The organism is Streptomyces sp. NPDC000878 (assembly GCF_053599695.1).
The window spans coordinates 12718-32383 of the sequence record NZ_JBSFMT010000079.1 but is presented as its reverse complement, the minus strand read 5'-3'; the positions used below and the strand labels follow the sequence as shown (position 1 = coordinate 32383).

Below are 19666 nucleotides of genomic sequence, written 5' to 3'. Positions count from 1 at the left end.
GTTGAGGCGGCAGGACAGTCACTCTGCGCGATTCCGCATCCGTGTCCACTCGGACCGCACCGCGCATTCGATCCCTGGGAAGGCATGCCATGACGCTGATCACCCGACGTTCGATTCTCATCGCCGGTACCGCGACCGCCGGTGTCGTACTGGCCCCGGTGACGTCCGCGACCGCCGCGCCGGCGACCGCTCGGGGCACGCGGATCACGGTCGCCGCCGGGGAGACGTACGAGTTGTCCGCGACCACCCGGGTGGCCCGACTGTCCATCGCTGAGGGCGGAAAGGTCGTCGCCCCCGACGGCCACAGCGTCACCCTGACCGTCGACGGCGTGGAGACGGGCCAGTCGCTGACCGAGACCGGCGGTACGGAGACGCTGATCCAGGCCGGTACCTACCGGGGCGATGTCGTCCTCACGGTGGCCGAGGCGAACCCGGTGACCTACGAGACGCTCACCTTCCCCTTCCGGCAGGCCCTCTACGTGGACGCCGACGGCGTGGCGCGCGCCAAGTCCGTGTTGACCAGCGTCATCGGGGGCCGGCTCACCGACACCGTCGCGAAGAACGTGTCGATCACCTCGACCGGCGAGTGCTTCGACGGCGTGTATGTGAAGGACGCCGAGTACACGCTGGAGCGGCCCTTCATCTCCTTCACCGGGAACGGGCGTTCCGACTTCGCCGGGTACGGTGCCGCCGTGGTCGGTACCGGATCGGCGACCACGCTCGTCCTCGACGGTGCCCGGATCGCGACCAAGGGCGTCGTACGCACCGGTGTCATCGCCGACGCCGGTGCGAACGTCGTCGTCAAGAACTCCCGGATCCACACCCGTAACGGCGTTCTGCCCGCCGACTACCAGGCCACCGTCGAGACGCCGTACATGCAGTCGGTGCCCTGGATGCTCGGCCTCGACGGGAACGTCCGCGCCACCAACCTCATCGGGGCGGGCAGCCGGGCCACCTATCTCAACTCGACCGTGTTCTCCGAGACTTGGGGCGCGCTGTCCGTGGAGGGCGGCCGGGGGCTCAAGCTGACGGTCGTCAACAGCCAGGTCGGCAACACCGGTTCGTACGGCTACGGCACCTACGCCATCGGCGACGCGACCGTCCGCGTCCTCGGCTCCCGGTTCGACGTCGGCAGCTACGCGACGATCATCGCCGGCCCGGCGGCGGTCGTGCACTACGGCGACAGCACCCGCGAAGCCGTCGCCGCACTCAACACCGAACTCGAACTGGGGCTCAGCGCCGCCGAGTTGAGGGCCGTGCCCGCCCGGAACACGGTCGTGAACTCGGGGCACTTCGGCTACATGTTCTTCGGCGCCGGAACGCTGACGCTCGACGGCGGGACCGTCGTCAACTCCGAGAAGGCCACCTTCCTCAACAAGGGGCAGCAGACCACCATCACCGTCGACGGCTCGCAGGGCGCCCGGCTCAACCCGCGCAACGGGATCGTCCTGCAGATGATGGAACTGGACGACCCGGGTCCGGTCCCCGTCGACGGCAGGATGATGAACGTCGGCGTCTACACCGAGCCCACCGGCGACCCGGCCAAGGACACCACCTTCGACGTCACCGCCGTCCACACCACCGACGGGGCCGCCACCTTCACCTCCATCGCGCTGAAGGGCGACTTCTACAACGGCATGCGCAACGGCAAGAACCTGGTCCTCACTTTCGACGACAGCACTGTGAAGGGCGTCATCTCGGCCTCCAGGACCCAGCACCGCGTCTCCACGATCGATGCGTCCACCTTCTACGAGCTGGGCGAGGTCACCAACACGACCCGGGCGGCCGTCAACAACGGGGTGATCGTCCAGCTGGGCGCCGGTTCCGCGTGGACGGTCACCGGCACCTCGTACCTGACGAAGCTCACCCTCGCGGCCGACGCCGTGGTCGAGGCACCCCGTGGCAGGAAGCTGACCATGACCGTCGACGGGACCGTCACGAGCCTCGCGGCCGGACAGACGTACGCCGGAGCGATCACGCTGACCGTGGCCTGAGAACGCCCCTAGGGGAGGTCCGGGGTCCGCTCAGGCGGACCCGGCGGCCTGCGCCTCCTGCGCGATCCGCTCGAACTGGGCGCCCATGGCCGCCGACAGCGCCTGCGCGGCCGACAGCGGGCGGACCATGACCGTCAACTCGTCGATCAGACCGTTCTCGTCGAGGTGCAGGAAGTCGCAGCCCTGAAGCGTGCGCTCGCCGACCCGCGCCGTGAACACCAGCGCGTGGTCACGGCTGTCGGGCGCGCCGATCTCCCGCTCGTACCGGAAGTCCTCGAACACCCGGGTCACGCCGCGCAGGATCGCCGCGGTGATCGCCTTGCCGGGGTACGGCCGGAACGCGACCGGACTGGTGAACACGACGTTCTCCGCCAGCAACGCCTCGACGGCGTCGAGGTCACCGGCCTCCACTGCCTCACGAAATGCACGCATCCGCTCACCCTAAAGGGTGAACCGCTCGACCGAGTGCCCCAGGTGGAGGCCAGTCGGCTCCCCCTAAGCTGAGCCGATGTTCAGCCCCGAAGGACCCACCCTCCGCGAACTCGCCGTGCAGGCCCTGTCGTCCGTCGAGCGCGGCTACGACCTGCTCGCACCGAAGTTCGACCACACCCCGTTCCGTACGCCGGACACGATCCTCGACGCCGTGGCGTCGGCGCTCGACGGCCTCGGGCCCTTCGATGACGGCCTCGACCTGTGCTGCGGCACCGGCGCCGGTCTGGACGTGCTGTCGCGGGTGTGCCGGGGGAGTGTCACCGGGATCGACATCAGCGCGGGCATGCTGGAGATGGCCCGGCAGGGGGCGGGGACCGGGGCGGGCGAGCGGGCCGGTGGGCCCCGCGTCTCCCTGGTGCGCGGCGACGCCCGTGCCCTGCCCTTCGGCACCGCACCCACCCCCGCCTTCGATCTGGTCGTCAGCTTCGGGGCGTTCGGGCACTTCCTGCCGGGCGAACTGCCGGGGCTGTTCGCCCAGGTCCACTCCGTACTGCGGCCGGGCGGGCGCTTCGCGTTCCCCGTCGTGGCGCCGGCCCGCCCGGGAACACGCGCCTACTGGGCGCTACTCGGCTTCGACGCGGTGATGCGGGTGCGCAACGCCGTGTGGAGGCCGCCGTTCGTCATGTACTACCGGGCCTTCCGACTGGCCGACGTACGCAGGGAGTTGACGCACGTCGGATTCGACGTCGAGACCTGCGCGCTGCCCGAGTTCGGGCGGCGGCCGGACGGCAGTCCGCGCTGCCGGATGGTGGTGGCGACGCGGACACCGGCTGGGTAGCCCGTCAGCTCTGGATGAACTCCAGCAGATCGGCGTTGAACGCCTTCTCGAAGTCGCCCACCAGGCCGTGCGGGGCGCCCGGGTAGACCTTCAGCGTCGCGTCCTTGACCAGCTGTGCCGTCTTCTCCGCCGACGCGGCGATCGGCACGATCTGGTCGTCGGCGCCGTGCGCGATCAGCGTCGGTACGTCGATACGGCCGAGGTCCCCGGTGAAGTCGGACTCCGAGAACTGCCTGACGCAGTCGTAGGCCGCCTTGAGGCCGACCTGCATGCTCCACAGCCAGAACGAACGGCGCAGACCCTCCGACGGGGTCGAGTTCGAATCCGGCCGGTTGAAGCCGAAGAAGGCCTCGCTCAGGTCCCAGTAGAACTGCGAACGGTCCGCCTCGACGCCCGCCCGGATGCCGTCGAAGGCATCGATGGGCGTGCCCTCCGGATTGGCGTCCGTCTTCAGCATCAGCGGCGGCACCGCGCCCAGCAGCACGACCTTGGCGACCCGCGCCGTCCCGTGGCGGCCGATGTAGCGGGTCACCTCGCCGCCGCCGGTCGAGTGCCCGACCAGGATCACGTCGTTCAGGTCGAGCGACTCGATCAGCTCGGCCAGGTCGTCCGCGTACTGGTCCATGTGGTTGCCCTGCCACGGCTGACCGGAGCGGCCGTGCCCGCGCCGATCGTGCGCGACCGCGCGGAAGCCGTGGTCGGCGACCAACCGCGCCTGCCCGTCCCACGTGTCCGCGTTCAGCGGCCAGCCGTGGCTGAACACCACCGGCTGCCCCGTGCCCCAGTCCTTGAAGAAGATCTCGGTGCCGTCGGAGGTGGTGAACGTGCTCATGGGGGTGTGCCTTTCGAGAGGTGGGACATCATCCGACGGGCGCGCGACCCGCCGCGCGTCATCGGATGCCATGCCCCGACGCTATGCGCCCGCGGCCCCCGGGGAATCTGTCATCCGACTGCGTCTTCCTCCCCCTCGGTACGGCTCACCACCCACTCACGGTCCTTACCCCGTCAGAGCGCGCTGTACAGGGCGTCGACCAGCGCCATCTTCCGCGGGTCGTCGGCGATACGGGTGCCCATGCGGTTCATGACGTACCCCAGCGACACGCCCGCCTCCGGGTCGGCCAGCCCGCAGGAACCGCCGAAGCCGTCATGGCCGTAGGCCCTCGGGTTCGGCCCGTACGAGCCGTTGGGGCCGCTCAGCCACAACCCCAGCCCGATCTCCGTCTCGTGGTCGAAGCCCGCGCCGAGCACCAGGTCGCGGCAGCTGCCCTGCCCCTCGCGCACCCGCTCGGCCGCCTCGGGGGAGAGGACCTGCTGTCCGCCGTACGAGCCCTGCCCGGCGAAGACGCCGTACAGCGCGGCGACCGCGCGTGCCGTGCCGTGGCCGTTGGCGGCCGGTATCTCGGCGGCCCGCCACTCGGGGCTGTTCGCCTCGGCGGCGCCCAGGAGGGGATTGGCCAGGGCTGCGATCGCGGCGGGCGTCAACTGGGCGAAGATCGCGGCCTGTTCACTGGACGAGGCGGCCGGCGGCTGCACCAGCTCGGCCGCCCGCCCCGCCTCCTTCTCCGGCAGCCCGATGGTGAAGTCGACGCCCAGCGGCCCGGTCACCTCCCGCTCCAGGAAGGCGCTCGGCAGCAGCCCCGACACCCGGCGGACCACCTCACCGACCAGAAAGCCGTACGTGGACGCGTGATAGCCGGACCGTGTCCCCGGCTCCCACCAGGGCTCCATCGCCGCCAGCCGGCTGGTCGTCAGCTCCCAGTCGTAGAACTCGGCGAGCGTGTGCGGCTCCCGCAGACCGGACAGACCCGCGCGGTGCGACAGCAGATGCCGTACGAGCACGCCCTCCTTGCCGGCCGCCGCGAACTCCGGCCAGTACGTGGCCACCGGGGCGTCCAGGTCGAGCAGCCCCCGGTCGGCGAGGATGTGCGCGCACAGCGCCGTCGGGCCCTTCGTCGTCGACCACACGTTGACGAGCGTGTCGCGCTCCCACGCGCGCGTGCGCTCCGCGTCGGCCCAGCCGCCCCACAGGTCGACCACCGTCTCGCCGCCGACTGTGACACTCACCGCCGCGCCCAGCTCCCCGCGCTCGCGGAAGTTGTCCTCGAACGCCGTCCGCACCGCCGAGAAGCGTGCGTCGCAGTCACCGTGAACGTCTGGCACGTGCTCGGCCATGGGCCCTCCGTCGTCCGTCGGAACACCGGGCCACGACAGTGTGACCCGGCACCGCCGAACATACCGACTGGTCGGATCGCGGGGAAGGCATCGGAATCGACCAGTTGGGCCGCCTGCCGCCTGCGGACCGGTCAGGCGTACGCGCGCAGCCAGCTCACCTTCGCCGCCTCCTGGAACGGGCCGCCGCCCTCGTGGTCGTTGAAGTCGTAGACCTCGACCGTCTTGTCCTCGTGCGCCCAGGCGTTGAAGGCTGCGAAGACCGTGGACGGCGGGCAGGTCTGGTCCTCCAGGGCCGCGGAGAAGAGAGCCGGGGCCCGGCCGCGTGCCGCGAAGTGCACACCGTCGAAGTAGGCGAGCGTGTTCAGCACGTCGGCGCTGCGGCCCCGGTGGGTCTTGAGGTAGTTGCCGATCTCGCGGTACGGGTGGCGGTCCGTGAGGGTCGCCGCGCGCGGGAAGTCGCACAGGAACGGCAGGTCCGGGGCGATCGCGACCAGGTCCGGGACCAGCCCGCCGACCGCGATCGTGATCCCGCCGCCCTGGCTGGTGCCGATGGCCACCGTGCGCGCCGGGTCGGCCAGGGGATGCGAACGGGCGGCCTCCACCGCGCGGACCGCGTCCGTGAACACCCGCCGGTAGTAGTAGTTCTCGGGGGCGTCGATGCCACGGGTCATGAACCCGGGGAACGCGGGCGCGTTGCCCACCGGGTCCGCCGTCCCGCCACCGCCGCCCCAGGCGCTGCCCTGGCCTCGCGTGTCCATGACGAAGTGGGCGCGGCCGGTCGACGCCCACAGGAGATGCTCGTGCGCCAGGCCGCGCCCGCCGCCGTACCCGATGAACTCCACCACCACGGGCAGCGGCTCCGAGGCACCGGCGGGCAGCCGCAGCCAGCCCTTCACCGGGTGGCCGCCGAAGCCGGCGAACGTCACGTCGTACACGTCGACCGTGGACAGACCTGTGTCCACCGGCTCGAAGCGGACGTCCAGGTCGTGCTCCCGGGCTTCCTGGAGGGTTTTGGACCAGAAGGCGTCGAAGTCCTCGGGCTCGGTGGACGCGCTGCGGTACGCGTGGAGTTCGTCGAGGGGGAGGTCGAACTGTGCCATGCAGGACCGCCTTTGTGGGGTGAAAGCAAGCGATTGCGGGTGATCACACCGTACGTGGGAGGCCTGGACGCCCGCCAGGCCTCATGCCCCGGACGGGACCCGGACGCAGCCCGGACGCGGGCCTGGACGAGGTCCCTTAGGGGGCTCGCGCCGCTCTACGATGGCGCCCATGTCGATTCCTGTGGAACTGCTGGTCAGGGACGCCGAACTGCTCGTCGTGGACGGCGCGCGCGAGATTCCCGGCGGGTGGGTCGCCGTCGACGGCGGACGTGTCACCGCCGTGGGCGCCGCCGGGACCGAGCCCGAGGCCGGGACGACCGTGTCGGCGGCCGGGCGCCTGGTCACCCCGGGCCTGATCAACACGCACCACCACATCTACCAGAACCTCACCCGCTCCTACGCGCCCGCCGTCAATGGGACGTTGTTCGACTGGCTGACCACGCTCTACCCCCTGTGGGCGGCGCTCGACGAGGAGGCGGCGTACGTCTCCGCGTACGTCGGCATGGCCGAACTCCTGATGGGCGGCTGCACCACCTCCTCCGACCACCTGTACGTCCATCCGCGCCCCGGACTCGTCGACGCCGAGATCCGCGCCGCCCGCGACATCGGCTTCCGCTTCCACGCCACGCGCGGCTCCATGACCCGGTCCGTGGAGGACGGCGGCCTGCCGCCCCGGAGCGTCACGCAGACCGAGGACGAGGTCCTCGCCGACAGCGAACGCCTCATCAAGACCCACCACGACCCGGAACCGGGCGCGCTCATCCGGGTCGCCCTCGCGCCCTGCTCACCCTTCTCGGTGACCAAGGAGCTGATGACGGCCACCGCCGAACTCGCCGAGCGCCACGACGTACGCCTGCACACGCACCTCGCGGAGGACCACGACGAGGACACCTACTGCCTGGAGACCTACGGCTGTCGGCCCGTCGAGTACTTCGAGGAGGCCGGGTGGATGAGCGACCGCACCTGGGTCGCCCACTGCATCTATCCCAACGACGCCGAACTGCGCCGCCTGGCCGCCGCGGGCGTCGGTGTCGCGCACTGCCCCAGCTCCAACATGCTCATCGGTGGCGGCACCGCGCGCGTGAAGGAGATGCGCGAACTGGGCCTGCCCGTCGGCATCGGCTGCGACGGCTCCGCCTCCACCGACCACGCCTCGCTCTGGATGGAGACCCGCGGCGCCCTGCTGCTCGGCCGCTACCGGGGCGGCCCCGGTGCGATGACCGCGCGCGACGCCCTCGACATCGCCACCCGGGGCTCGGCGCGCTGTCTGGGCCGCGCCGACGAGATCGGGCATCTGCGGCCCGGGGCCTGCGCCGACCTGGTCGTCTGGGACCTGCACGAGGTCGCGCTCGCCGGTGCGCTCAGCGACCCCGTGGAGGCGTGGCTGCGCTGCGGACCCGCGCGCGCGTGGACGACGGTCGTCGCCGGGCGCGTCCTGGTCGACCGGGGCGAACCCGTCCTGCCGGGCCTGCGGGACGCGCTCACCGACCACGGCCGGATCGCCCGCCGGATGCAGGAGCTGGTGTAGGGCCTGTTCGTCACGCCCAACGCCCGGTCCACTCCGGCCCGGTGCGCGCCCATGCGCGTTCCCACTCCACGAGCCGACGCTGAACGACCGTACGGTGCACGGCGGTTCGGGCGAGGAGGGTGATGCCGACGGTCGCGCCCGCGGCGCAGATGCCGACCGCGACCGCGTGCTGCCGGACCGCGGCGGCGCCGGGCGGCGGTGCGACGGTCCGCCCGCGCGCGTCGAGCCACAGGTCGACGGCGTCACCGCGCCGCGTACCGGCCGGCACGTGCGCCGTAGCCGTACGCGCCCCCGCGCCCGGCTCCGTCCACAGGACCCGTACGCGGTACACGTGCTGTCTGCCGACGAGTGCCGAAGATGCTCCGGGTCCGGCGACGGCCACCGCGCGGACCCGGTGCCGCTCCGTCCGCTGGGCGTCGGCCGCCGCTTGCGCCTCGTCGTGCGCCCACCCGGCCGCGAGGGCCCCGACCAGGGGCGCGCCGACGCACAGCACCACGGCGACGGCGAGCACCGTCCACGCCTCCACGACGTCCGATCGGCGGCGCAGCGGATTGCGCCGCCAGCGCCAGCCGTACACCCGCGTTCGCCTTCCCCTTCGGACCTCCACCCGCCCATCGTCGCGCGCGACACCGACCGGAGGGGAGCCGCGTACGAGGGTTCGGGCGCACGACCGGACCGCGCCCCCGTGGCTCCGGCGCACCACCGTGGCCGTGGCCTCAGGTGTGCTCGGGAAGGTGCGGGGGCCGCACACTCACGCCGGGAGGCTGTCGACCGCCCGCCCCGCGCACCCGCGGGCGCATGGGGCACCGCCAGGGGGCCGGGTCCTCAGCCGAAGCGTTCGATGCGGATCCGGTCCACGGGCTGGCCCGCCGCCACCAGCAGCCGTGAGGCGTGCTCGGCGAAGGCGTTGGAGCCGCACACGTACGCCTCCCAGCCGCCCGGCGGCTGCTCGGCGCCCAACAGCGGTGCTACATGGGACGCCGCCAGTCGCCCGACCGGTACGCCTTTGGGCGCCCGGCGGGTGAAGACGGGCGTGGTCTCGGGGCCGTACTCGCGCGCGTAGATCAGGTCCTCGGGCCCGCGCGCGGACACCAGCAGCCGCAGCGGTACGGACAGGGCACGCGCGCGGTGGTGGCGGATCATCGACATCAGGGGTACGACCCCGGAGCCGGCGCCGATCAGCAGTGCGGGGCGGTCGCCCGGCCAGGCGAAGAAGCCGCTCAGGGGGCCGCGCACCTCCACCTCGTCGCCGGGCTTGGCCACCGAGTGGAACCAGCCGGAGACCTCGCCGCCCTCGACATGGTCCAGGGTCAGCTCGATGTGCCCGGCGTCGTCCGGGGACGAGGCGATCGAGTAGTGGCGCTGGGCCGTGTAGCCGTCGTCGGCGGTCAGCCGCAGCATCAGGTGCTGGCCGGGCAGATGACCCGCCCAGCCTGGCACCGCGAACCGGAACGTGGACGCCTCGGGCGTCTCCCGGCGGACCTCGGTCAGCGTGGCCGTCTGCCAGAGGGCCGCCGCGCGGTTGCTGACGGCGATCCGGCCGGGGACCGCGAACCGCGTCACCGGCACGAAGTCCGGTTCGGCCACCCGGGTGTCCGCGCCCGGAAGCGGCGCGGTCGGCCACGACGCCGCCGCGGACGGCCGACGGCCCGTCGCGGAACTTTCAGCGGAGCGCTCAGTCACCGGAGTACCTCTGTTCCTCCCACGGGTTCCCGCGCGCGTGATAGCCGTTCTGCTCCCAGAACCCCGGCTCGTCGTGGTCGAGGAGTCGCAGCCCCGCGATCCACTTGGCGCTCTTCCAGAAGTACAGATGCGGCACCAGCAGCCGCGCCGGGCCGCCGTGCTCGGCGGGCAGCGGCAGGCCGTCGTACTCCCAGGCGATCCATGCCCGGCCGCCGGTCAGGTCGGCGAGCGGGAGGTTCGTGGTGTACCCGGTGTGCGAGTAGGCGACGGCGTGCGTCGCGGACGCGTCGGGCCGTACCGCGTCGAGGAACGCGTCCAGGGACACGCCCCCGAACCGCACCCCGAACTTCGACCAGCTCGTCACACAGTGGATGTCGCCCTCGTACGCCGAAGCGGGCAGCGCGTGGGCCTCCGCCCAGTCCCAGGTGCGCGGTGCGGCCACCAGGCCGTCGATCCGGAAGGACCAGTCCGCGGGCGCCAGATCCGGGGTGACCTCGGCGGACAGGACGGGCCAGTCGTCGCCCGCGTCGTACTGGCCGGGCGGCAGGCCGGCGTTGTGGACGCGCGGGCGTCCGGTGAAGCCTCGGGTGACGTTCATAGGGTGGGCGCCTCACGGTCAGGCCTGGTCAGTCGGTACGCGTACCACCGTACGGGGTCACCGCGCGTGCCCCGGACCCCGGGCCCGTGGTGATCATTGCGGCCGTATGAACTCTCAGCCGTCACGGGAATAGCACTCCGGCGATCCACCTTGCCCTGAATACCGGCTCCGGTGATCGGCTGATCCGGTGTGAGCGAAGGAGAGTGGGAGCACATGCCCAAGGCGTACGTCTTCACACGGTTCGGCGGTCCGGAGACCGAGGCGTTGGTCGACGTGGACCGGCCGCGCCCCGGCCCCGGTCAGCTGCTCGTGGCGGTGCGCGCGGCCGGTGTGAACCCCGTCGACTGGAAGCAGCGCACCGGTTACGCCCGCGCGGGCGGCGGGGCGCGCGAGCTGCCCGCCGTCTTCGGCAACGAGGTCGCCGGGGTCGTCGCGGAGGTCGGTGAGGACGTCACCGGCTTCGCCGTCGGGGACGAGGTCTTCGGCAACCCGGTCGCCGGCGGCTACGCCGAGTACGCGCTGCTGCCCGTCACGGTGACCGCCCACAAGCCCGCCGGGCTGTCCTTCACGGACGCGGCGGCCCTGCCCGTCGCTGCGGCGACCGCGTACGACGGCATCGCCCAGCTAGCCCTGCCCGAGGGCGCGACCCTGCTGGTCACCGGCGCGGGCGGCGGGGTCGGCGCCGCGATCCTCCAGATCGCCCGGACCCGAGGGCTGCGGGTCGTCGGGGTCGCGAGCGACGGCAAGAAGGACTTCGTCGAGTCGCTGGGCGCGGTCCACGTGCCGTCCGGGCCCGACCTGGCGGCACGGGTGCGGGCGGCGGCCCCGGAGGGCGTCGACGGCGTCTACGACCTGGTCGGCGGTGAGGTGCTCGACGAGGCCGCGACCCTGCTGACCGACCTTGCGAAGCTGATCACGGCCGGCGCGTCCGCGGAGGTCGTGGAGCGGCTGGGCGGCGCCCGTGTCGTCCGCGCCCGCGACGCCGCCGTCCTCGACGCGGTCGCGGACCTCGTCGTACGCGGCGACCTGGACCCGTATGTGACCCGGACCTTCCCGCTCGACCGGGCCGCCGAGGCACTGCGCACGGTCGAGGAGGGCCATGCGCGCGGCAAGACGGTCATCACGGTCGGGGGTGCCCGATGAGCGACCGCACTCCGCACGTCCTCGACAACCCCGCTCTGGCCTCGCTGACCGGCCCGCACGCCCATTTCGCCGAGCGGCGCGGCCGGGTGCTGCGCTACCCCGTCGACGTGTCGCCGTGGCTGGCGTTGCCCGACCAGCCCGACGCCGACGACTGGGCCGATGCCGCCGCGCTCGCGGGCCCCGGCGCCGAGGTGCCCCTGGCGGGCTTCGTGGGACAGGTCCCGAAGGGCTGGGAGATCACGTTCGAGGTCGACGGTGTGCAGTTCGTGGACGACGGCATCGCCGCCGCACCGGACCCGGAGGCGGTCCGCCTCGGTCCCGCCGACGTGCCCGAGATGCTCGACCTCGTCGAACGAACCCGGCCAGGACCGTTCCTGCCCCGCACCGTCGAGATGGGCACCTATCTGGGCATCCGGCGGGACGGCGCCCTCGTCGCCATGGCGGGGGAGCGGCTTCACCCGCCGGGCTGGACCGAGATCAGCGCGGTCTGCACCGACCCCGCCGTTCGTGGCCAGGGCCTGGCGACCCGGCTGATCCACGCGGTCGCCCACGGCATCCGGGAACGCGGCGAGACGCCCTTCCTGCACACCGGAGCCGGGAACACCCACGCCATCCGGCTCTACGAGTCCCTCGGTTTCCGGCTGCGCCGTAGAACCGCGTTCCTGGCCGCCCGCGTACCCGAACGCCTCGGCGACGAGCGGGAGTTGGCGGTGCCGTAGCAGGAGTGTCGGGTGAAGGAGGGCGTGCGCCCGACTGTTCGGGTAATGTTGCCGTCCGGCTGTGGAACGCCCCAGCCGGACGTCATCTGGGAGGTGAGACCCATTACCGCTGTGTCAGGTCGGGTGCTCTCACCTCAAGGCAACGCGGACCGCCTCCGCTAGGCGGCCGTGAGAGCGCCCTTCGGCTTCCCGAAAGGCTCTCGGCTCCATGCCCCCCAGTTCCTCCGGTTTTTCTTCGCTCGATTCCTCCCCGGCCTCCGTCGTCGCCGCCCTGCGTGCCGCCGGGTGTGTCTTCGCCGAGGACGAGGCACGGTTGATACTCTCCTCCGCCCGTGGCCCGGACGAGCTGGCCGACATGGTCGCCCGCCGCGCCTCGGGCCTTCCGCTCGAACACGTCCTCGGCTGGGCCGAGTTCAGCGGTCTGCGCATCGCCGTCGAGCCGGGCGTCTTCGTACCGCGCAGACGCACCGAGTTCCTCGTCGCCGAGGCCCTCGCCCAGGCCCCGGACGCCTCCGTCGTCGTGGACCTGTGCTGCGGCTCCGGCGCGGTCGGCGCCGCGCTGGCCGCCGTACTCACCGGCGTCGAACTGCACGCCGCCGACATCGACCCCGTGGCCGTGGACTGCGCCCGCCGCAACGTCGCCGCGTACGGCGGCCATGCCCACGAAGGCGACCTGTTCGACGCGCTGCCCGTCGGTCTGCGCGGCCGGGTCGGCATCCTTGCCGCCAATGTGCCCTACGTCCCGACCGAGGAGGTCGGACTGCTGCCGCCGGAAGCGCGCGACCACGAACCGCTCGTCGCTCTGGACGGCGGTGGTGACGGGCTCGACGTGCTGCGCAGGGTCGCTGCGCGGGCCTCGCAGTGGTTGGGCCCCGGGGGGTGCTTGCTCGTGGAGACGAGTGAACGCCAGGTGCCTTCGGCGGTTTCGGCGTTCGAGAGGGGTGGGTTGGATGTGCGGCTGGCGGTGTCGGAGGAGCTGTACGCGAATGTGGTGATCGGGGTTCGGAGTTGAGGGGTTTGTGGGGGCTTGTGCTTCGGCTGCTGCGCCGTCGTGGCTGGTCGCGCAGTTCCCCGCGCCCCTAGCGGGCGCGCTGGCGCGCCCCGCCCCGTCCCCGTCCGCCGGTCCGGGGGACGGGGGACGGGGACGGGGCGGGTGGCTCAGAGGCGGTACGGCTTTGCGCGGCGACGCAGTACCCACGCCGCCGCCACCGCGCCGCATACCACCAGGGCGCCGCCTGCCGCGAAGGTGAGGGTGCCGTAGTCCTTGGTGGTGCCGCCCAGGCCGCCCATGACGCCCCGGGAGGGGGAGGCCGTGGCCGAGATGGTGGGGGTGGAGGCGGCGCTGACGATGACCGCCTGGGAACCGGCGGTGTCGCCGTTCGCGCAGCGCACGGTGACGGTGTGGGTGCCGGTGCCGACGTCGGACCAGACGGCGGACTGGCTGGCGCTCGTGCCCGAGAGCGTCACCACACGCCCTTCGTTGAAGGACCGCTGACTGCTGTTGAGGAGGGAGGCGCTGCCGTAGCCGCTGCCGCTGCTGGTGGGGCACGCGGTGGTGGTCACCGAGACCGTGGACCCGCTGGTGCTCACGGAGATCCCGGCCGCCGAAGCGGTCTGGGCGGTCAGGGCGAGCGGAAGCACGGCGGCGGCCACGGTCAGGCCTGATCGGAGGAGTAGTGGAACGGTTCGCATGTGGACTGCCCTCCGGCGGCACGGTTGGCGGTACGTCCCATGCGCCGCCGAGGGTCGGGGATCGCCCGTGCTGCCTCGGGGCCAGCCAACGGGCCCTCGCCCCGGCCCGCACCCGGACGTCGACCGGGCAGGTGACGGATTCGTTCGTACGGCGCACCGGTGAGGGGCCGGCAAGGTGATCCGGGGTCGTCGGAGGGCTCGGCCTCTACGGTGCCGTCACCGCCGTCCGCTCCGCCGAGAACCCGCCCCACGTCCCGTCCGGCAGCCGCGCCCTGATCCGCACCCGGTACGAGACCCCCGCCTCCCGGCCCACATAGAAGCTGTACGACGCCCGCCCGCTCGGAACCGGCCCACCCCACACCAGCGAGGTGGCAGGACGCCCGTCGAGCTGGATCTCGTACTCCGTGATCACGCCGTCCGCGCGCGGCGGGATCCAGGACAGGTCCAGGTAGTACGCCCCGTCGGCCCGATGGGTCGCCGCCCGGAAGGCGGTGGGGGCGGTCCCCTGTCCGGTGTCGGTGCCCGGGGCGGTCGTGAGCCGTACGGGGGCGCCGGCCGCGGAGACGTTGTCGGCGGCGTCGCGGGCGCGGACGGTGAAGGTGTAGCGGGTGCCCGGTCGCAGCCCGGTGACCACGGCCGTCGTCCGGTCCCCGCCCACGGTGTGGATTCTCGACGCGCCCTGGTGGATGTCGTACGAGGCCACGCTCCTGTCGTCCGTCGACGCATCCCAGGACAGCCGCACCGACCGGCTGCCGGTGGTCTCGCCCCGGGTGCGGTCGGGGCGGGTCGGGGCGGTGGTGTCCGCCGCCGACGCTGCCGGGGTCGTCGCGCGGACGCTCTTGCTGCGGGGGCCGGAGTGTCCGTCCGTGTTCCGGGCCCGGACCGTGAAGACGTACGTGGTGGACGGGGTGAGTCCGACGACGTCCACCATGTGCTCCGACCCGGGGACTTCCTTCACCTTCGCCGTGCCGCGATACACCTCGTACGCGGAGACCTCGGGCCCGTCCGGCGCGCGGTTCCACATCACGTGCACGCTGGTCGCGCTGCCCGCGGCGGCCGTGACCCCGGCCGGGGCGGGCGGGAGCAGGCCCCCCGTGCCGCTCCCGCCCGTGTCCCCGGTCCAGGTGCAGGAGGCGGTGAGCAGCAGCGCTCCGCAGACGTACGTGACGTACCGGGCGACGCGTCGCACAGCTGTCCCCTCCTCCGCCCCTCCCGCACGGTATTGGTCCGGACCAATATGGACCCGGTGGGGCGTGTGCATCAAGAGGGGTGCGGTTGCTCCGTGTCCGCCGTGATTACGTATGCTGACCTTCGTCAAGGCTGAACTCGCCCCGCTGTCAGGGCAGTTCATGTCAGAGGCGCGGAACCGCTGTCGTCGCAGGACCCGCGCCGGCGCGGGTGGCCGGGCGGCCGGAGCCGACACGGGCTCAGGCGCCCGGCCCCTGTCGCGAGTTCGGGGCATGCACCGTACGGCCCCCTAACGGTGGACGCGTGATCGGACCGGTACCAGATTGGGCCGAGTGTCCGTCAGATCCCCCAGGAGAGGGCCCCTATCGTGCGTGTCCACACGCTGACGCTCGCCGCGGCCGGCGCCGCCCTGCTCGCCCCGACCACACTGCCCGCCGCCGTCCACACGAACGAGCCGGCGCGGTACGAGGGCAGCGTCCGGGCCGCCGACCTGCTGGCCAGGGTGCAGGGCTGCACGCCCGTGTCCAACGGCAACTACCGCAGCGACGCCGGATCCCGCGCGGACATCCCGGTCTGCGGCACCGAGGAGGCCGTCTACTGGACGGCCGACATGGACATCGACTGCGACGGCCAGGCCGGCCCGCGCTGCAACGCGAGCACCGACCCGTACTTCGCCGACACCACCGCCTACCAGCAGTCCGACGGCCGCCAACTGGACGCCGAACGCCTGCCGTTCATCGTCGTACCCATCGCGAGCAGCATCTGGAACTACCGCGACTACGGCATCCGGGGCGGCTCGGTCGCCGCCGTCGTCTACAAGGACCGTGTGCAGTACGCGGTCGTCGGTGACACCGGCCCCCGCGACATCATCGGCGAGGCGTCCTACGCGACCGCCGACGCGCTGGGCATCAACCCCGACCCGCACGGCGGCGGAACGGCCTCCGGCGTCACGTACATCGTCTTCAAGAACTCGAAGGTGTCGCCGATCGAGGACCACGCGGCGGCGGTGGAGGAGGGCGAGCGGCTGGCGAAGCAGTTCGTGGGCGAGGGCATCGGCCGTGCCGGGGCCGTGGACGGCGGCTGAGCCGACCCTTGAGGGACGGCGGGCCGGTCCTCGAACCGGCGCCCGCCGCTCCCGACCCCTCTACACCTTGCGGTACGTGTACGCCTCCATGGCCGCCGCCTCCACCGCCGCGAGGTCGGCTCCCGTCGACGCCGTGACGACCGCCGCCACCGCTCCCTCGACGAACGGGGCGTCCACCAGGCGGGTGCCGTCCGGGAGTTCGTCGCCCTCCGCCAACAGCGCCTTCACCGTGAGGACCGCGCTGCCCAGGTCCATCAGCACCGCGACCCCGGCACCCCGGTCCACGGAACGGGCCGCCGCGCTGATCAGCTCGGGACTCGTGCCGAGTTCGCCGGACTCGGTGCCGCCCGCCGCGGCGACGGGAACGCTCGCACCGCCGCCGACCAGCCCCCGGGCCAGGTCCGCCACCGAGGCGGCCACCGCAGCACTGTGCGACACCAGCACGACCCCGACCAGGCCGGTCCCGTCACTCACCGGCGGTCTCCGCGAGAGCCGCGATCAGCAGCGCCGCCGAGGTGGCCCCCGGGTCCTGGTGACCGATGCTGCGCTCGCCGAGATAACTCGCCCTGCCCTTGCGGGCCTGGAGGGGCGTGGTCGCGAGGGCGCCCTGTTCGGCGGCCGTGCGCGCTGCGGCGAACGAGTCGGCGAGGGCGTCCACAGCGGGTACGAGGGCGTCGATCATCGTCTTGTCGCCGGGCGCCGCACCGCCGAGCGCCATCACCGCGTCCACCCCGGTGCGCAGCGCGTCCGTGAACTGCTCCGCGCTCACCTCGGCCGCCTCGCCGAGCGCCTTGCCGGTGCGGCGCAGCAGCGTTCCGTACAGCGGCCCCGAGGCGCCGCCGACCGTCGAGATGAGGGTGCGTCCGGCGAGGACGAGGACGGCACCGGGCGTGTCCGGGGCCTCCTTCTCCACGACGGCTGCCACGGCCTTGAAGCCGCGCAGCAGATTGCTGCCGTGGTCGGCGTCGCCGATCGGCGAGTCCAGGGCGGTGAGCCGTTCCGCCTCATGGCCGACGGACACGGCCGTCGCCGCCAGCCAGCGGCGGAAGAAGTCGGCGTCGAGCACAGGATCTCCTTGCGTGGTAGGTACGTCGGTCACTGCTGTACCCGAGTGCGTGCCGGGCAGTCGGCCCGGGCGGCGACCGCCATGCGTACACGGCCGGGCCCGGGCTCACATGCCCCAGCGCAGACCCGCCGTCCGCACCGGCGCGTCCCACAGCCGCAGCAGCTCCTCGTCGATCTCGCACAGGGTCACCGAAGCGCCCGCCATGTCGAGCGAGGTGACGTAGTTGCCGACCAGCGTGCGGGCCACCGCGACCCCGCGCCCGGCCAGCACCCGGTGCACCTCCGCGTTGAACCCGTACAGCTCCAGCAGCGGCGTCGCGCCCATCCCGTTGACCAGGAGCAGTACGGGATTGCGCGGGTTCAGATCCTCCAGCACCGCTTCCACCGCGAAGTCGGCGATCTCGCCCGAGGTCATCATCGGCCGCCGCTCCCGGCCCGGTTCGCCGTGGATGCCGACGCCCAACTCCAGCTCACCCGGCGGCAGATCGAAGGTGGGGCTGCCCTTGGCCGGGGTGGTGCAGGCGCCGAGCGCGACGCCGAAGCTGCGGGAACTGTCGTTGACCTGCTGGGCGATGGCGCGCACCTGCTCCAACGGGCGCCCCTCGTCCGCCGCCGCGCCGGCGATCTTCTCCACGAACAGCGTGCCGCCCGTACCGCGTCGGCCGGCCGTGTAGAGGCTGTCGGTGACGGCGACGTCGTCGTTGACGAGGACCTTCGCGACCTGGATGCCCTCGTCCTCGGCGAGTTCGGCCGCCATGTCGAAGTTGAGGACGTCGCCGGTGTAGTTCTTCACGACGAACAGCACGCCCGCTCCGCTGTCCACGGCCGCCGCGGCCCGCACCATCTGGTCGGGCACGGGAGACGTGAACACCTCACCCGGACAGGCCGCCGACAGCATCCCCGGTCCCACGAACCCGCCGTGCAGCGGCTCGTGCCCCGAACCGCCACCCGAGACCAGGGCCACTTTTCCGGGTACGGGAGCGTCCCGCCGTACGATCACCCGGTTCTCCACGTCGACGGTCAGCTCGGGATGGGCCGCCGCCATGCCCCGCAGCGCGTCGGTGACCACGGTCTCCGGAACGTTGATGAGCATCTTCATGGGTACCTCCTGGTGACTTTGGTGATGGTTCGTCAGGTTTGGCTGGAGTGCAGTCAGGCGGTTCTGGAAACCCCCTCACGAAAGTATCGACGCTGAGTGAACGGGGGGCACGTGTGCGGACGCCAACGGGATTGCGCGGGTTGCGCGGCCGGGGAAGCGGCGAGCGCAAGCCACGGACCGGCCGTGGGTGAGGGTGCCAGACACCCGGCAGTGGGGCATGACCGATGCTGGAGGCGCTCAGTAAGTGGTGTGTGGATGCGTGAGGGCCAACGCGGTTACGTTACGACGCGGGGACGGGGTTCCTTCGGGGCCGTATCCGAGGCGGATCACCATGTGGGCGTGGGCGGGGCCGGTGGCCGTCGAGGAGACGAGCTGTCGGCGTATGTCGGGCCATTCCAGCGCCTGGTGCAGGAGCGACGCCCGGATGCCGTTTGCGGTGGCGACCAGCAGGACTCGCTGAAGGGCCTGCCCCGCCCGCAGCCAGTCCGCCCTGCGGTCGTGCAGGGTGGACAGGACGGCGATGGCGGGCCGTTTCTCGAAGGGGCGGGCGGGCAGCCCGTCGGGAGTTCGGTGGGCGCTGAAGTCCCGCATGGGGACGATGTCCCGGAAGTCCTGCGGGCCGAGTACCTCGGGCGGGATTCCGAGGCCGGTGCCGTCCTTCTCGCGCACCCAGCGGCGGGTCTCGGCCGCTCGGTCGTGATCGATGGTGTTTCGGCGTTCCGCGTCGCCGGTGAGCCGGAGAACGCGGTCGGCATCGGTGCGGGAGAGGTGTGTCAGGGCGGCGCCTTCGGAGTGGGCCGCTTCGGTGAGTTCGGCCAGCGCCGCGGCGGGCACGGGGCGCTCGGAGAACGGGAAACGGCTGCTGTGCCGGCGCCACAGAGCGTCGTAGAGACCGGGAGAGGAGCCTCTGACGAGGCCACCGAGCCGAATGGCCGCGAGCAGGTCGGGCTGGTCGGGGCGCGGCAGCAGGCGGGTCACCGGCTCCCAGCCGAACTGCGTGATCGCCACCCTCAGATTGAGGACGGCGCAGCCGACCGAGAGATGGAGGGCGCGGCCGGCCGGGTCGGTGTGCCGAAGGCCGCGGTCCGTGGCCGCGCGGACCTGCAGTGTGACCGTGTCCGCGTCGAGCCTGAAGCGCCAGGGCTGGGTGTTGTGGATCGAGGGGGCTGTCACGGCGGCGGAGATCAGCGTTTCCAGGGTCCGGACATCGAGTACGGCGGAAGGCATCGGGGGCTCATCCCCTCACTCTGCTCACGGGTGCCGCCGGTATCGGCGGTCGCCCCAGCGTCCCTGGTGGGGGAGCGCCGGGACAGAGGCCGTCCGGCCCATCG

At 72.4% G+C, this 19666-nt stretch carries 20 protein-coding genes; 7 read left to right on the top strand and 13 right to left on the bottom strand.

From position 1 onward, the window contains the following. Nucleotides 1-89 precede the first annotated feature (89 nt). A complete protein-coding gene (locus ACWDR4_RS41935) occupies nucleotides 90-1994 on the top strand; it encodes a hypothetical protein (protein WP_450416407.1) in 1905 nt (634 codons plus the stop codon). 30 nt (nucleotides 1995-2024) lie between these two features. Here the strand turns inward: ACWDR4_RS41935 and ACWDR4_RS41930 are convergent, their stop codons facing one another. Further along, a complete protein-coding gene (locus ACWDR4_RS41930; RefSeq protein ID WP_450416405.1) occupies nucleotides 2025-2426 on the bottom strand; it encodes a nuclear transport factor 2 family protein in 402 nt (133 codons plus the stop codon). A gap of 76 nt (nucleotides 2427-2502) precedes the next feature. Here ACWDR4_RS41930 and ACWDR4_RS41925 point away from each other — a divergent pair, with 76 nt between their 5' ends. After that, the gene (locus ACWDR4_RS41925; protein WP_450416403.1) at nucleotides 2503-3264 is read left to right on the top strand and encodes a class I SAM-dependent methyltransferase; all 762 of its coding nucleotides are present in this window, start codon (nucleotides 2503-2505) and stop codon (nucleotides 3262-3264) included. A 4-nt stretch (nucleotides 3265-3268) separates the two neighbouring features. On the opposite strand, the gene ACWDR4_RS41920 is transcribed toward ACWDR4_RS41925, so the two are convergent. From ACWDR4_RS41920 to ACWDR4_RS41910, 3 genes are all read right to left on the bottom strand, one after another. Further along, nucleotides 3269-4096 (bottom strand): alpha/beta fold hydrolase, encoded by an 828-nt coding sequence (locus ACWDR4_RS41920; RefSeq protein ID WP_450416401.1) that lies wholly within the window; start codon nucleotides 4094-4096, stop codon nucleotides 3269-3271. Between the two features lie 173 nt (nucleotides 4097-4269). Beyond that, the gene (locus ACWDR4_RS41915; protein ID WP_450416399.1) at nucleotides 4270-5436 is read right to left on the bottom strand and encodes a serine hydrolase domain-containing protein; all 1167 of its coding nucleotides are present in this window, start codon (nucleotides 5434-5436) and stop codon (nucleotides 4270-4272) included. A 131-nt stretch (nucleotides 5437-5567) separates the two neighbouring features. Continuing rightward, on the bottom strand, nucleotides 5568-6536 hold the full coding sequence (locus ACWDR4_RS41910) for an acetylxylan esterase (protein ID WP_450416398.1): 969 nt from the start codon (nucleotides 6534-6536) through the stop codon (nucleotides 5568-5570). A gap of 169 nt (nucleotides 6537-6705) precedes the next feature. Here ACWDR4_RS41910 and ACWDR4_RS41905 point away from each other — a divergent pair, with 169 nt between their 5' ends. Continuing rightward, entirely contained in the window at nucleotides 6706-8064 is a 1359-nt protein-coding gene (locus ACWDR4_RS41905; RefSeq protein WP_450416396.1) for an 8-oxoguanine deaminase, read from the top strand. 10 nt (nucleotides 8065-8074) lie between these two features. Here the strand turns inward: ACWDR4_RS41905 and ACWDR4_RS41900 are convergent, their stop codons facing one another. The 3 genes from ACWDR4_RS41900 to ACWDR4_RS41890 all read right to left on the bottom strand — a co-directional run bounded on the left by ACWDR4_RS41900 (nucleotide 8075) and on the right by ACWDR4_RS41890 (nucleotide 10345). After that, nucleotides 8075-8641 (bottom strand): Rv1733c family protein, encoded by a 567-nt coding sequence (locus tag ACWDR4_RS41900; protein WP_450416394.1) that lies wholly within the window; start codon nucleotides 8639-8641, stop codon nucleotides 8075-8077. Between the two features lie 248 nt (nucleotides 8642-8889). Further along, nucleotides 8890-9651, bottom strand: coding sequence for a ferredoxin reductase (locus tag ACWDR4_RS41895; protein ID WP_450416430.1), 762 nt, complete (start codon nucleotides 9649-9651; stop codon nucleotides 8890-8892). An 88-nt stretch (nucleotides 9652-9739) separates the two neighbouring features. Further along, nucleotides 9740-10345, bottom strand: coding sequence for a sulfite oxidase-like oxidoreductase (locus ACWDR4_RS41890; RefSeq protein ID WP_450416392.1), 606 nt, complete (start codon nucleotides 10343-10345; stop codon nucleotides 9740-9742). A gap of 213 nt (nucleotides 10346-10558) precedes the next feature. Here ACWDR4_RS41890 and ACWDR4_RS41885 point away from each other — a divergent pair, with 213 nt between their 5' ends. From ACWDR4_RS41885 to ACWDR4_RS41875, 3 genes are all read left to right on the top strand, one after another. Then, nucleotides 10559-11488 (top strand): NADP-dependent oxidoreductase, encoded by a 930-nt coding sequence (locus ACWDR4_RS41885; protein ID WP_450416391.1) that lies wholly within the window; start codon nucleotides 10559-10561, stop codon nucleotides 11486-11488. Further along, nucleotides 11485-12207, top strand: coding sequence for a GNAT family N-acetyltransferase (locus ACWDR4_RS41880; RefSeq protein ID WP_450416389.1), 723 nt, complete (start codon nucleotides 11485-11487; stop codon nucleotides 12205-12207). The genes ACWDR4_RS41885 and ACWDR4_RS41880 overlap by 4 nt, the downstream gene beginning before the upstream one ends. Before the next feature lie 208 nt (nucleotides 12208-12415). Then, on the top strand, nucleotides 12416-13219 hold the full coding sequence (locus ACWDR4_RS41875; RefSeq protein WP_450416387.1) for a putative protein N(5)-glutamine methyltransferase: 804 nt from the start codon (nucleotides 12416-12418) through the stop codon (nucleotides 13217-13219). Nucleotides 13220-13365: 146 nt separating this feature from the next. Here ACWDR4_RS41875 and ACWDR4_RS41870 read toward each other — a convergent pair whose 3' ends face one another. Together ACWDR4_RS41870 and ACWDR4_RS41865 are read right to left on the bottom strand one after the other, a co-directional pair. Further along, a complete protein-coding gene (locus tag ACWDR4_RS41870) occupies nucleotides 13366-13899 on the bottom strand; it encodes a hypothetical protein (RefSeq protein ID WP_450416385.1) in 534 nt (177 codons plus the stop codon). A 205-nt stretch (nucleotides 13900-14104) separates the two neighbouring features. Next, nucleotides 14105-15088 (bottom strand): fibronectin type III domain-containing protein, encoded by a 984-nt coding sequence (locus ACWDR4_RS41865; RefSeq protein ID WP_450416383.1) that lies wholly within the window; start codon nucleotides 15086-15088, stop codon nucleotides 14105-14107. 366 nt (nucleotides 15089-15454) lie between these two features. On the opposite strand from ACWDR4_RS41865, the gene ACWDR4_RS41860 reads away from it, so the two are divergent. Next, a complete protein-coding gene (locus tag ACWDR4_RS41860) occupies nucleotides 15455-16171 on the top strand; it encodes a glycoside hydrolase family 75 protein (RefSeq protein ID WP_450416381.1) in 717 nt (238 codons plus the stop codon). A gap of 60 nt (nucleotides 16172-16231) precedes the next feature. Here ACWDR4_RS41860 and ACWDR4_RS41855 read toward each other — a convergent pair whose 3' ends face one another. From ACWDR4_RS41855 to ACWDR4_RS41840, 4 genes are all read right to left on the bottom strand, one after another. Then, on the bottom strand, nucleotides 16232-16645 hold the full coding sequence (locus tag ACWDR4_RS41855; RefSeq protein ID WP_450416380.1) for a PTS-dependent dihydroxyacetone kinase phosphotransferase subunit DhaM: 414 nt from the start codon (nucleotides 16643-16645) through the stop codon (nucleotides 16232-16234). Further along, nucleotides 16638-17237: a dihydroxyacetone kinase subunit DhaL gene (dhaL, locus tag ACWDR4_RS41850; RefSeq protein ID WP_450416378.1), complete on the bottom strand. Its 600-nt coding sequence runs from the start codon at nucleotides 17235-17237 to the stop codon at nucleotides 16638-16640. Before dhaL ends, ACWDR4_RS41855 begins: the two co-directional genes overlap by 8 nt. A 105-nt stretch (nucleotides 17238-17342) precedes the next feature. After that, nucleotides 17343-18335 (bottom strand): dihydroxyacetone kinase subunit DhaK, encoded by a 993-nt coding sequence (gene dhaK / locus ACWDR4_RS41845; RefSeq protein WP_450416377.1) that lies wholly within the window; start codon nucleotides 18333-18335, stop codon nucleotides 17343-17345. Nucleotides 18336-18572: 237 nt separating this feature from the next. Continuing rightward, nucleotides 18573-19562 (bottom strand): Acg family FMN-binding oxidoreductase, encoded by a 990-nt coding sequence (locus tag ACWDR4_RS41840; protein WP_450416375.1) that lies wholly within the window; start codon nucleotides 19560-19562, stop codon nucleotides 18573-18575. Nucleotides 19563-19666 lie beyond the last annotated feature (104 nt).